Origin of the sequence: Pseudomonas sp. PONIH3 (assembly GCF_002934345.1) — a bacterium.
In the GTDB taxonomy this organism is placed as follows: domain Bacteria; phylum Pseudomonadota; class Gammaproteobacteria; order Pseudomonadales; family Pseudomonadaceae; genus Aquipseudomonas; species Aquipseudomonas soli.
The window spans coordinates 1684507-1698358 of the sequence record NZ_CP026386.1; the positions used below are offsets into that span (position 1 = coordinate 1684507).

Consider the following 13852-nt stretch of genomic DNA (forward strand, 5'->3'; position numbering starts at 1 on the left):
TCAACCTCATTCGCTATCCAGGCGCTCCAGCGTCAAAACATCGAGCTCAATCTCGCCCCTGGCCCCCGTATCCGGATCCTCCGGTTCCTCCGGTATCACCAGAAAATGCGGGTACTTCACAGGCTTCCTAGGAAAATTAAAGTACAACGTAGTTATAAAATTGAATGTTCTACCCGCAAAATAGCTTTTATCCACCGGCATCATCACCAACTTAGCCGTTACTTCCTCCTCTGTAATACGCCGATTAACTATTAGTGCAGAGTTACGGCCATTATCAAGCCTGACCCTTACCCATTGGCCTTCCGCCATCAACGGCCAGCCCGACAACTCCAAATTCACCCCATCATTCGTGGGCTCGGGTAATTTATCAATGCCTTGCGCTTCCACGCATTGCAACCTGGGAAGGTTTACTTTCTCAGAGCTACCCGGCAGGCTGATCTCCAAGTCCGCCGACTTCGAAGACAACGAACCACCTGCGGAAGAGGTATAAGTGAAATACACTTTGGTTTTCAAACCCAATATGGCGTCCAATTTTCCCGGCTCGAACGTGAAGACCTTCTCGCCATTCAATTCCTTGTAGACACTGGTCTCCAACAACTTAGTGTTGTCAGCACCCACGATATACATGGTCGTTGTACCGCCACCGATGTCGGTGTTCGGAGGTAGCGTTACGGCCACCCCGGCACGCGCGTTGAAAAAAGTCAGTTGACCCGGCACCTTAGGGGGATCGGTAAACTCGCGCTTCCGTGCCACACGCAGTGGCAAGGGTAAACTTCTGAGACCTTCGTTCGCACGCCCATACTGCATCTGCAACGCCAGGTCCGACTGGTTGGCATTCTGTTCCAACCAGGCCTTGCCAAGCGTAAACTTTAGCGGCTTCGCTTGAGTGACGAATATAAAGTCTACTACCTCTCCCCTTGAGTCAAACAACACAACAATGTCATTTTTTTTCTGTCCGGCATACGTCGGCGCCATTACCGAAACACCATCAGGATGCTCATCCGGATACAAGACGACGCCTACGTCATGTTCGAAGTAAGGTGTAGCCAAGCGCTCTACGGTGGGACTACCCGAAAGTACCTGGACATTTTGCGTGATGGATGTACGGCATTTTTCTTCTGCAGGGGTCACTGTGAAGTAAAAATTGGCGTAGAACCCTGTCAGATTTTTCGGCTCAAGGAGATCGGCCCGATTCAGCTTGAAAACGACAGGCTTATCTATGTTCTCAGCCGTCAGCGTTTTTTTCATCTCTGGCATACGTCCGATCGGCTGCCCTGCCGTAACGAACGCCTGGAAAATCACCTCGACTACATCATTCTCTTTCATACCGGCGTAGGGCATCACAGCCACCGTGACAGAACCTGAGAAGTCAGCAATATCAATGGTGAGCTTTAAGCCCTCTCGCGGATCATTGCGATGCATCAGGTACTGCATCATCGGTACTTGATCTTCCACGGCAGGACATTCTTCTGCTGCCTGCTCGATTGCCGCTCGGGAAATTTCCGAAACTGACAGTGCCATCAAACACCCCCTCACATTTCCCACTCGTAGAAGCGGGCCTCTTCGTTAGGGCTGTTTTACGCCAGACGGGCACATCGCAAAACTGGCAAAAATGCTAGGTGCCTATACCTCACCGGCACTTTAGCCTGATTACCTGCTGGCCGATTCAATCTTGCCCGGCCTAGCCAATGCCATGTTCGGGAGCACTTTCATGTCTGCAGATACCGCGCTTCATTCCAAGGCTTTCAACTTCATGAGCTACCTGCAAGGCGGGGTCGATCCACGTACCGGCCAGTACACGTTCTCCATCAACCTGCGTGAAACCCAGGCCAATGACCTGCAAGGCCCCAGCCTGCCGCTGACCCTGTTCTTCAACCCGCTCAACGTGAACGACTCGGGCTATGGCCGCGGCTGGAACCTGCAGTTGTCGCAGTACGACACCGCCAGCCGGATTGTCTCCGTGCACAGCGGCGAAAGCTTTGCCGTGACCGGCCCCGTGGACGGGCAGCCCGGGATGGGCATGTCCGAGAAGAAGGTCGACAGCTTCCACCTGGAGACGTTTGGCGCCGACTCTTTCCGCCTTGCCCACCGCTCGGGGTTGGTGGAGATCCTCGAACTGCAGCGCGGCACCACCCTGGCCATGCCGACCAAGGTGTATTCGGAAAAGGGCCACGGGATCACCCTTGCCTACACGCTGGTCGGCGGCAAGCCGCGGCTGGCGTCGATCCGTGACCAGAGCCGCGAGATCTTCTCGCTCGAGCGCGAGTCGTTCAACGTGCCGGAGCGGCCAGAGGTCAAAGAGGTTATCCGCCTGGTGCTCAACCCCAACGCCAGCGACAGCAGTCGCGTCGAGTACCAGCTGGAGCTGGACCAGAACCAGCTAGTGACCTCGGTGCGCCTGCCCACGGCCAATGATGCCGAGAAAAAGGTCTACCCCTACTGGCGCCTGCATTACACGCAGATCGACGGCTACCACTGCATCGACAAGGTGCGCACGCCCCTCGGCGCCCGTGAAACCGTCAGCTACAGCGCCCCCGACAAGGGCCATGTCATCCCCAACAGTTCGGCGACCCTGCCGCGGGTCCTGAGGCACGAGATCGACCCCCGCTCCGGCCAGCCCAAGACCGAGGTCAGCTATGACTACGTGCTCTCCAGCGATGCCGGCAGCGGCTATGCGGCGGGCCATAACTTCCTCGGGGCCGGCCTGAACCTGCGCAACCCGGACACCGGCCTGGACTACCTGTACCGCTATACCGGCGACTACCTGTATGGCTCGATCGAGAAACGGGTCAGCGGGCCGATCACGCGCACCATCGAGCGCCGCTTCAACCGCTTCCACCTGCTGTTGCTCGAACGTACCCAGCAGGTGCAGCAGGAAGAGGGCCGGACCGTCACCTACACCCACGACGCCACCACCACCTACAAGATCAGCAACGGCTATTTCGAGCAGCAAGTGGCGTATTGCCAATTGCCCCTGGATACCCTCGACAAGTGGGCCAGAAACCCGGGGAGCACACGCGAGCAGACGACCACCAGGCGCGACTACCACGCCGACGGCAACCTCAAGGAACAAACCGAGGCCACCGGCGTGCGCACCGTCTACGACTGGTACAGCGCCGAGGGCGAGGGCAACGACTGCCCGCCAGACGCCGAAGGCTTCCGTCGCCACCTCAAGAGCACCACCACCCACCCGGATCCGCAGGCCCGCCATGGCAGCGCCAAGCCGCTGTACCAGCATCACCGTTACCAGCAGGGCGAGCCGCTCAGCGCGGCCGGGAACCAGGTACGCAGGTGGCATCGGATGGCGGATGAAAACCTCTATGAAGGCACCAGCAACGCTGGCACCTTGCTGCAGGCCACCGAGTACCAGTACTTCGACGCACCCGCCGACGGCAAGCTGCATGGCCGGGTGAAGGAGCAGAAGGTCACCCTCAACGGCCTGGCCACCACCACCACGTTTGAATACGTGCCAAAGGCGCTGGGCACCTTCCGCGCCGAGCCGGTGCTGGTCACCACCCAGACCGTGACCGGCCATGATCACGAGGACGGCAAGCCCGAGGACGCACGGCGCAAGACCGTCACGTCGGAGCATTCGCAGGTCACCGGTGAGCTGGTGTTGATCAACGATCACAATGGCGTCAGCGTTCAGATCACCCAGAATGAACTAGGCCAGGTGATTACCGAGATCGTAGCCCCTGGCGAAGGAGCCTATGAAGCCAGGCGCACGTACAGTTACGCGCTCTGTCCGAACAACGGACCCTGGGATTTCCCTACGGACGAACAGGTACACCAATCCATGACCAATGCCCGCGGGGTAAAAACTGTCACCTATACCGACGGTTTGGGCAGACCGGTGAGGGAGGAGCGCGACCATATCGACGAACGGGATGAGAACACACGCAAGATCATGATGGACACGGTAACCCTCGCCTATGATGCCCTCGGCCAGAAAACCAGGGTAACGGCGACTGACTACCGCCCGGTAATCCCTACCGAGACGTCCCCCTGCGCAGCGCCAGAGCCGCTGACCCTGACCTGTGAGTTCAGCTACGATGGCTGGGGCCAGGAGTGCTGCGTGCAAGGCCCCGATCGGGTCAAACACTACACCGACAATGATCCGACCGGCCAGGGCCGCCATGACGGCTACATCCGCACGCAATGGGCGCAAAGCCCTGAAACCACTTTCAAGATCAGTGACAAGCGCGAGATCTGGCTCAACCGCTTCGACAAACCCGACCAGATTCACCGGCTCGAGGCAAATACCTCCATTGCGCGACAGCAATACGAGTACGACGGGCTGGGCAACACCAAGGTGCACGTCGATGAGCGTGAAAACACCACCCGTTACGATTTCGATGCCTGGAATCGCATGACTCGGACAACGCTGCCGGACGGAACCCAGGTCAATCGCAGCTACACCAAGCACTCTTCGCAAGAATTGCCCAGCCAGATCGATCTGGCTCGAGAAGGCGGCAAACTCAAGTGGGGGCAGCAGACCGTGGACAAGCCCCTTGTCCTGGGAACCCGCACCTATGACAGCATCGACCGGCTTAAAGATACGAAGACCGGCGAACGCAAGGAAGAACTGTTCTATCGGAATGGGAAAATGCAACCCGATGACAGAGAAACCGCCGCGCGCCAAACAATCACCTACGGTTACGACCTGCAGCTCACGGAAACGCCCACCCTCAGTACAGCGCCGGATGACACAGCCAGTTTTACCCTCGACAAGACCAGCGCGCTGCTCAAGACCGCCAGTAATAAGCTGGGTAGGCGCGACTATGAATACGACTGGAACAACCGTGCGAAGAAACAAACCTGGCAGAGCAAGGACGGCGCCAGCACCTACACCGTGGAGCAAGGCACCTCGCCACTCGGGCGCCTGACCTGGCAGCAGGTCGAAGGAGGCCACGACAACAAGTTGACCTACAACGATCGTGGGCAACTGAAGACCGTCACCGGCGGCGATCTGTTCACTGAACTGCGCTACGACACCCTCGGACGCCTGACAGAGATTGAGCTGAAAAACAGCAAGACCCAGGAAACCCTGCTCACCACCCTGGAATACAACGTTCACGGCCAGGAGAAAAAACGCACCTTCAAACGCACGGCGCAGCCCGAACGCACCCTGGCCCAGGAATGGTGGCCAGATGCACTGCTCAAGAGCCGTACGCTGCAGGAGGGTGAAATCTGTTTGCTGGAGGAATGCTTCACCTATGACAAACGCGCTCGCCTGACAAACCATGCGTGCAGCGGCCGTGACCTGCCGCGAACGCCTCAAGGGCGCGAGTACACCGGCCAGACGTTCGATTTCGACGATCTGGACAACATCATTCGATGTGTAACGCAGTTCGCAGACGGCACGGAGGAGACTGCAACATTCGACTTCAAGCAAGCCGATCCCTGCCAACTGACGCGTGTCACCTACTCCCCCCCAAGGAACGACACGCCTGCCCAGTTCACCTATGATGCCAACGGCTGCCAGACAATCGATGAGAACGGTCGCGCAGTGACGCACGACTCGCAACTGAGGCTGAGATCGGTGGGTAGCGCCAGGCAGCGCTCGGGCGGCAACTATGGTTACGACGCCCATGGCCATCTGACAACTCGCGCGGATAACGCGAAAGAGGGCGAAACCGCCCTGCACTTCCAAGGCAACCGCCTGCGCCTGGCCATTCAGAATGCGCAGACCCAGATCCACTTGCTGTACGCCGGCGAGATCCCGTTGGGACAGCAGGGTAGCCAGAGCGCAGACACGCCAGTGATGTTCAGCTGCGATGCCAGTGGCAGCGTCATTGCCGACAGCCTGGAGGCCGCCACGCGCCACAACGGGTACAGCGCCTACGGCGAGCGCTTCGATGCATTGGCGGGCCTGCTCGGGTTCAATGGCGAATCGCTCGACCCGGTCAGCGGCTGGTACCTGCTGGGGCGAGGCCATCGCGCCTACGATCCAACCCTGATGCGCTTCCTCAGCCCGGATACGCTCAGCCCGTTCGACAGCGGCGGCATCAATTGCTATGCCTACTGCCAGGGTAACCCGATCACATTCCGCGACCCCACGGGACGCAGCAGGAGCATGGGCGAGGATGGCAGCAGAAGCCTCGGCAAGGACGGGACCAGAACCCTGGAAATGACGCCCGAGGAAATCTGGATGGAGAGCATGAGGGCTAAGGACCAGAAATGGCTCAGCCTGGGCGTTGGCGCACTCTTTACCGCACTTTCGATTGTTGGAGCAGCTTTGTCGGTCCTCACGGCCAATCCCGTGTTCATCGGGATGGCGATCGCGGGTGCCGTCGTTCAGACAGCCTCTTTCGTTGCCGAAACCGTGGCAAATTTTGGTCATGAAGCGGCGTATGGGGTAGCCACGATCATTGGCTACGTATCAATGGGGCTTGCTTTATTGGATAGCGGCGTGAATGGCGTTGCGGCTTGGCATGGAGGCAAGAGCACCGCCAAAGCCCCCATGCCACCGCCCAAAGCCCCTCCTCGAGGGCTTATCCTGGCAGAGGGTTACCAGGGGCCACCCATACCAAGAGTAAAAACACCGGCACCGAAAACACCGAGGGAGGTAAGGGAATAGGCTGGCTGACCTATGTGAATTGTCGAACAACAGGCAAAAAAAAACGCCACTTCAACGAAGTGGCGTTTTCAATTTGGAGCGGGAAACGAGACTCGAACTCGCGACCCCGACCTTGGCAAGGTCGTGCTCTACCAACTGAGCTATTCCCGCAGGGTGAAGCTTTACCGCATGTGGCGTGAAGCGCCTTGAAGACCTTCACCACCTGCACCGTCGGAACGATGCATTTAAACTGGAGCGGGAAACGAGACAAGCACTAGAGCACCAAGTCTTTGATTTCCAACGCTTTTATTCCACTGCATGAATCAGTGAAGCCACGATTCTAGCCTTGTTTTCACACATCGTCAACGAAGTCAGTCCAAAAACTTCCATCAACATCCAGAGACTGCCACCGAGGAGACGCACGACGCACACGAAAACTGCTGCGACACCCGATCACCGAGGTGGCTGATGACGGCTCAAGCCTATGACCGTCAGCCTCTCGACTTGGCCGTTTCACCCAAGCGCTTGTTGACGGCGTCCCGCCAAGCTGAAAGTTTCGCGATGTCCTGATCCAGTTCATCCGGATCCGGGATAGGAAGTCTTCCTGTAGCCATCGCGGCATCATGCTCGAACTTGGAGCTCTTCGTCATTCCAGCGTCGACTTCCCGATAGTCGTCATCGGTCACCACAACGGACTTCAGCTTCTGGGTCGAGACGCCTTCGCCAAATCGCTGCACTGCTCCGTTGAGAAGAACCTCCTCAATGCATCGCTCCCAAGCAAGCCGAAGCCTCCCGTAGCACAAGGAAGTCAACCGACGATGTTCGTCGTCGTTGCCGTCCTTCTGAGCCCTTCGTACCTCGACAGACATTTGTTTGAGCCGCCCCAGTCGATCCTTGGTGCCAAGAACGTCAAAAGGAAGATCCTGGGAATGAACGCCAAAGCCCTGAGCCGTCCTGCGAATATAGTTTTTGGTCAGGGCTGCACCAAGCTCCTCCGTCTTCTGCTCCAGAATGCACAGGAAATAAATGTCGTGCGTAAACACGATCACCTGCCGAGTCAAGCACTCCTCCGCCAGACGCTCCGCCACTTCCCAGCGACGTCGATGGTCCAGCGAAGACACCGGGTCATCGAACACGATGCCGCCACGGCCCTTGCCGAGCTTAATCTCAGCAAGAAATGAAGCGATAGCAATGGCCCGCTGCTCCCCTTCGCTCAAGATTGCCGCCGGGCTACCGCCCCCAGGCAACTGCAGGACCAACTTGAACTGAGTTTTCCCTCCAGGTGACTCGGGCTTCATGACCACCTGCAAATGATGAACCTTCAGCCGCCTCAATTCTTCATTGAGTGCGTCCGCAAGATCTTGGCTGGCGGTGGTGCGAGAGAGCTCGGTTGACTTCCTCGATATGCCCCTGGCATCTAGGCCATCGATGCAAATCTGCAGCTTCCGACAAATCTCGTGCTTGTCGAGTGCCTCCAGAACTGCCCCCTTAACCTCGCCCAAGCGTACGCGGGCATCGAGTTCCAACTTCTCCGCTACCATGCCAGCGCGAACCTTCTCATCCGCGGTAGCGTCGAGAGCTTTGGCCTGCTGCTGCAAGCCATCAATCACTCCAAGAATTTGCCCCTGAGGGTCATCTGCAAGGGCGCTCACCTCCTCCCACAAAACCTCCGAGGCAGCGGCCTTCAGCGCGGACGCCTTGCGTGCGCCCAAGGTCTCTTGCATCACATTGATGGCGGTGGCAAGTTGCGGATCGACTTCATTCAGCTCTTCGACCAGTGCATCGGTGAACATCAGGTCGACAGATGCCTGCTGCAACGTCCGGTACGCCGTTGTCGCATGATCCCGGGCGTCTTTCGCTGACTTCTCTGCTGCGTGTTTGATGAAAGTGTCAAATCGGACAAGCCGCTGAGCCCCAACTGGACCCAGCACGTTCTGACAAAGCGGACATAGGGAAGCCTCCGAGAGCGCAGGAAATTCATGTTCCGCATGTGAAACCTCTGCAAACGCTCGGGCAGCCTCGAAGAGGATCTTCCATTCTTCGCCACCTGTCCCTGCCAATTGGCCAGGGGTCTGTCGGAACTCAGTCGCGGCCACCTCAGCAGCCGCCTTGGCATCCTTTGACTTCTGAATAAGCGACCGAAGCTGAGTGATCTTCTCATCACTGACAACAGAGGCTGCCGTCACGAGACGATCCTTCAGACCAGTGAAGCGCGTCGCTTTCTGGCGTAAGGTTTGGGCTTTTTGCTTGGGATCGGCTTCGGCTAGAGTCCTGGTGAGCAGAACAAGTCTGTCCTTTTCTGCAGCTGTAAGCACACACAGCACCTCGACCTGCTCCCCTCTGGTTTTCGCTGGGATGCCGAGAAGCAGTGCAGCTACCGCAGTTTTCTCTTTGGTCAGGGCAACGTAAGCGGCATCGCTCGGTGCATTGGCCGCCTTCTCTTGCGTGGCGCGCACCTTGAGCTTGTTGCAGGCACCGACTAATCCTTCGAGGATATCCAGACCATAGGGCGCATAGGCAAAGTCGCCATGGTTGTCGATATAGGCACGAGCACAATGCGTATCGAAAATTGAAATATCCGACAGCGGTTCGGGTGTGTCAATGGCCATTAATTTTGACCCACTTTTGGCCAATAGAATTGACCCACTTGCTCACCGCTAACCGCCGGTTTTCTGCTTCAAACGATAGCTCTCACCTCCCAGCATAAAGATGTGTGAATGGTGGATCACGCGGTCGATGATGGGCACGGCCACGTTGTCGTCATGGAAGAACTCGCCCCAGCTGGTGAAGTCCTTGTTGGTGGTCAGGATGACCGAGCGGTACTCGTACAGGTTGTTGATTAACTGGAACAGGTTGTACCGGGCTTGGCGCGTCATCGGCAGGTAGCCCAGCTCATCGATGATCAGCACGTCGTATTTGCTCAGCTGATTAAGGCGCTTCTTCAGCTCGCCCTTCATTTCCGCCAGCTCCAGATCCTCGACCAACGCCAGAGCCGTGCGGAACAGCACCTTGTAGCCCGCCTGAACCGCCTTGTGGCCAATCCCAATGGCCAAGTGGGTCTTGCCCACACCCGGTGGTCCGATGAACACCAGGTTGTCGCGGTTGTCGATAAAGCTGAAGTCCAGCAAGGTGCTGACCTGGCGCTTGGTGATGGTGGTCTGGTGCCGGTAATCGAAGGCCTCCAGATGCTTCTCCGAGGGGAACTGCGCCTGCTTGAGGTTGCGGCTTACGCGGCTACTGGAGCGGGCGTTAAGCTCATGCTCGACCAGTGACTGGGCGAAGCTCAGGTAGGACAGTTCATTGGCTTCGGCTCTGGCCAGCAGGGTGGCCAGCTCACCCGCGGTCGCGCTGAGGCGCAGGCTTCGGTACTGCGCGATAGTGCTGTCGAGCAGGCTCATTGGGTCACCCCGTGGCCAGTCGACTGGCCAATGCGGGCATAAGCGTTCAGGTCGGCGTGACTAACCTGGCTACCGGCCTCTGGCGCATAGTCATGGTCGCCGATGATCCGGCCCCGCGCCTTGGCTTGCTGCCATGCTTCGAGGTAGCGCTTGAGCCCGGTGGCGGTCAGTTCACTGCGCTCGCACAACTCGCCGAGCAACGCCGTATCAACCGGCGCATGGGCCATGAGCAGGTCGCGTGCAGCAACCAGCTGATCCTTGTAGATACGCGGCGAAGTACGCTTGAGCAGTTGGCACAGGGTTGCCCCAAGGGCATCGGGCAGGATCGAGTCGATGCCGCGCTCCAGGTCGGTAATGCGCTGGGCATGGTCTCGGTAATGGTTGTTGTTCTTGATCATCCGGCCCTTGGCCTTGCACAGGTCATGGGTGGCTATGAGTTCACCGCTCTCCAGGTCATGGATCAGCAACTGGTTGTCCTGTGCGCTGACACCGACACGGGCTTGCTGCCAGGCCATGGGTACCGAGTACTTGTTGGCCTGCCATGAGATCAAGCCGGTCTTGTCGACCTTGCGGGTCTCCCTTGTCGGCGCCACGTGCAGCAGGTTCTGCGGGACGAGATAGGGCTTGAGCTGACTACGCTCCAGTGCCTCGAAATGCGCTCTTGGATGCTGCCCCGTCGTGCCGTGCACGCGTGCGTTGGCGACAGTCTCGAGCCAATCATTCAGGTGCTGTCGGACGGCGGCCTCGTCCTGGAAGTGCTCGCCGTAGAAGCAGTCACGCTTGACGTACTTGACCCCGGCCTCCACCTTGCCCTTGCTCTCCGGGTCATAGCCCTCGCAGGCATGGATGCGGTACCCGACGGTAGTCGCATACTGGTGGAAGCGCTGGTTCAGCGTCAGCTCACGGTACTGCTCGTTGATCACCACCATCTTGGTCTGATCGTAGATGCACTCCTCGGTGACGCCGCCGAAGTAGCGGAAGGCCTCGTCGTGCATCTGGATAAACCGTTCGGTATCCAGCGGCCGGAAGTTCAGACCGACATACATCAGCCGTGAACAGGACAGCACAAACACCACAAAATGAACGACACGCTCCAGGCCGCCAATCATGACGCCTCGCAGCTCACCGGGGTCGACCTGACACTGCACGCCAGGCACTGACTCAACGACCGGCTCGTAATAGCGCAACTGGCCACTGGCAACCTGCTGCTTGAGCGCTTGCACATAGCGGCGAATGCTCCGGTCTGACACCGCCAGCTCGGTGGTGCGCTCCCTCAGGCGACGGGCCAGCTTGACTGCGCTCAGGGCTGGAAACTGACCCAACTGATTAATCAGATAATCGCGGTGCTCGTCGAGCACCTTGGTGCGTGAAGGGTCAGCAATGGTAGCGCTGATCTGCATCTCATCCAGGTGGAGATACTTGCGTACGGTGTTCCGGGAAATCCCCAGCTCACGACTGATGGCACGGACCGACAGGCCTCGGCCCTGGTCATACAACCCCTTGATCTTGTGAATCACAACCCACTCCTTCAATGATCTGTCCCCGGCCTGTGCATAAGGCGGGTGACGCTACATGGTCGGTGGCCAATGCCACTATGGGTGGGTCAAAATTGTTGGCCAGAGGTGGGTCAGTTTAATTGGCCATTAACAACCTGAAGCCAGCTCTTGAAGAGTTCGCAGTAGACGTTGGCGCTCATTAAGCTCAAGTGTTGGAAAACCCATCATCTCCGCGAAGAAGGCGCCATCCAGAGCAAGCAGGACAATTGCAGCCACTTCAGCACTCCGCGCGGAAATGCGCGCTCTCGCATATTGCCGCGTATACCAAGCGCGAATGGGCTCAAGCAATGTCGGGTCTTCTGCCACAGCCGCTAACAGCGCTGCACCCAATTTTTCCATTTCATTGTTGGGCATTGACGCAACCTGACTGGATAGCCAAGGGTCCGGGTCACCGGCAAATTTCCGCTCGCGCTCTTCTTGCGAGGAGTCAAAAGCATGCACCTGGTCGTCGATCAGAGTAAGGAGCAAGTCCCGCTTTGTTTTGAAGTGATAGAGGAATGCCCCTTTGCTTAGACCTGCCCGCGCAACAACCGCGTCGATCGTCAGGCGATTCGCTCCCTCTTGGACGACCACATCACGCGCGGCCTGAAGGATGCGCTCACGTGTTTGTTTAGCTCGAGCTGAATACGGAGCAGCAGCATCACTAGGTTCTGCATTTTTTTTGTCGGCCAAAATCGCACTCCCACAATTAGAATTAGTACCGTCTGGACGGTATGCTATCAGATTGCGATCACGACTGTCCAAACGTTGCTCCTACTCCTTCTTGCCGTTGCAGTAGCAAGGGTTGAGGCTTGCGAGCTTTTTTGCACTGAGCCCCCAACAGCCTAGATAACGAGCTGGGGCACGTTGTTGGATGTCCTTGGAGTTATCCCCTGGGGATAGCTCGGGGTGCGAGGGTGCGCATCGCAAAGCCGGCAAGCACGAGATTCCGTTTGTTGACAGACGGCCTTCTTCGTCAGCGCGAAGCTGTCGCCTTGTTTCCTCAACAGCGAGTCCACACCATGGCAACTAATGAACCCTTGCAGTTGAATCTCGGGTCACTTCGCAGCGCAATGTCATTGACGCTGCACACCCATCACGCCTCTCGCATCTGGCATGGGCGTGCCGCAGGTGAAGGCCGAGCGGCCATCGTTGGCCTCAACGGCTACGTCTCGGTCATGAACAAGATGAAACGCGGCGCCGAGCAGGATGACCCGTACTCCGACTGGTGGATGCTGCGCATCGAAGAGAAGCTCGACCAGACGAAGTCGACCCTGCAGACATTGCGCGAGCAGGTTGATCAGGCCCTGGCTGGTGTGCCGACAGCACTGACACTCGGCGAGAACCTCAATGTGCAGCCCGTCAAGCTTCCACTGTTCGTCAATGCCCAATTGGGCTTCGCCGCGGTCTATCTGCTGGCCGACTACGACGACATCGCCCGCAAATTGATCTTGGCCCATCACACTGCGCTGATTGATCGCAGCACGCTCGAGCGCTGGCTGAATGACGGCGCCCATGCCTTGCGCAGCCTCTTCTCGCTGGCGCAGCAGTTCCGGTACTCAGGCACGACGCGCGATGACTTTGCCGCGAAGAATGCTGCAGCCCGCGCGGCACTGGAAAAGCTAGGGGAGCTGCCGCAGGACGTGCTGGAAGGCACCCGCCGTTCGCGCTTCGCGCCACCGATTTCGCGCCGTGGCCTGCAGCAGCGCGAGACTTCCGAGTCCACGGAGCCCGCCGCAGTCGAGACCACCCGCGCAGCGCCAGTGCCGCCCGTGTCCGGCGCAGATGCAGAGGACGAGCCAGCATGACGGACCCAGACCTGGGGCAATACGCCCACTTCCGTCCACTGGAACAGGCGGAATTTATCAAGCTGGAACAGGCAGCCTATCTAAAAGGCCTTTTAAGACCTTTTAAAGGTAAGGGGGCTCTTGAGGACTGGGCCGGCCATTGCCACGCGCAAAGGGACCAACTTATCGCCCTGGCGCAACGTCGCGTGCTGCGGCAAGCAGCAGGGCACCCGTTCCACCTGCTGCCCGCGGAACTGGCCCAGCAGAAAACTGGCGCTGGGACGACCTTTCTGCGCTGGCGCAGGCCGGACCGATCGGCCATGGGCGTAACGCTGTGGCAGGAGCTCATCGCCAGCGCCACCACCCCAGTCAGCCTGCTCGACGACTTGTATGCCCTGGAACAGCAGCGCATCGTGCTGAACATGCAGATCAGCCTCTTGCACACGCTGGGCCGCCAGGCACAGGAGTGCGCCAGCAAGATGGCCCAGGCCGAACTCGCGTACCTGCGCCGGGTACAGGGCACAAGTACCACCGCACGGTCAGGACATATGCTGCCTCCCTGACCGCCAATCG

Annotated in this window: 8 protein-coding genes and 1 tRNA gene; 3 read left to right on the forward strand and 6 right to left on the reverse strand. The window is 58.5% G+C overall.

Annotation, left to right across the window (positions count from 1 at the left end; translation table 11 throughout):
• Positions 1–6: 6 nt before the first annotated feature.
• Positions 7–1521: a hypothetical protein gene (locus C3F42_RS07605; protein WP_158659545.1), complete on the reverse strand. Its 1515-nt coding sequence runs from the start codon at positions 1519–1521 to the stop codon at positions 7–9.
• A gap of 190 nt (positions 1522–1711) precedes the next feature.
• On the opposite strand from C3F42_RS07605, the gene C3F42_RS07610 reads away from it, so the two are divergent.
• Positions 1712–6580 (forward strand): RHS repeat-associated core domain-containing protein, encoded by a 4869-nt coding sequence (locus C3F42_RS07610; RefSeq protein WP_158659546.1) that lies wholly within the window; start codon positions 1712–1714, stop codon positions 6578–6580.
• A gap of 74 nt (positions 6581–6654) precedes the next feature.
• Here the strand turns inward: C3F42_RS07610 and C3F42_RS07615 are convergent.
• The 5 genes from C3F42_RS07615 to C3F42_RS07635 form a co-directional block, all read right to left on the reverse strand.
• Positions 6655–6730 (reverse strand) — tRNA-Gly (locus C3F42_RS07615).
• A gap of 320 nt (positions 6731–7050) precedes the next feature.
• Positions 7051–9168: an AAA family ATPase gene (locus C3F42_RS07620; RefSeq protein ID WP_104444254.1), complete on the reverse strand. Its 2118-nt coding sequence runs from the start codon at positions 9166–9168 to the stop codon at positions 7051–7053.
• A gap of 48 nt (positions 9169–9216) precedes the next feature.
• Positions 9217–9957, reverse strand: coding sequence for an IS21-like element helper ATPase IstB (istB, locus tag C3F42_RS07625; RefSeq protein WP_064491510.1), 741 nt, complete (start codon positions 9955–9957; stop codon positions 9217–9219).
• Positions 9954–11474: an IS21 family transposase gene (istA, locus tag C3F42_RS07630; RefSeq protein WP_081273177.1), complete on the reverse strand. Its 1521-nt coding sequence runs from the start codon at positions 11472–11474 to the stop codon at positions 9954–9956. Before istA ends, istB begins: the two co-directional genes overlap by 4 nt.
• Before the next feature lie 126 nt (positions 11475–11600).
• Positions 11601–12185, reverse strand: coding sequence for a TetR/AcrR family transcriptional regulator (locus C3F42_RS07635; protein ID WP_256586279.1), 585 nt, complete (start codon positions 12183–12185; stop codon positions 11601–11603).
• Positions 12186–12514: 329 nt separating this feature from the next.
• On the opposite strand from C3F42_RS07635, the gene C3F42_RS07640 reads away from it, so the two are divergent.
• Together C3F42_RS07640 and C3F42_RS07645 are read left to right on the forward strand one after the other, a co-directional pair.
• Positions 12515–13300, forward strand: a complete 786-nt coding sequence (locus C3F42_RS07640; protein ID WP_070414861.1) for a PFL_4669 family integrating conjugative element protein — start codon at positions 12515–12517, stop codon at positions 13298–13300.
• Positions 13297–13842: a DUF3158 family protein gene (locus C3F42_RS07645; RefSeq protein ID WP_070414851.1), complete on the forward strand. Its 546-nt coding sequence runs from the start codon at positions 13297–13299 to the stop codon at positions 13840–13842. Before C3F42_RS07640 ends, C3F42_RS07645 begins: the two co-directional genes overlap by 4 nt.
• The last annotated feature ends 10 nt before the right edge of the window (positions 13843–13852 follow it).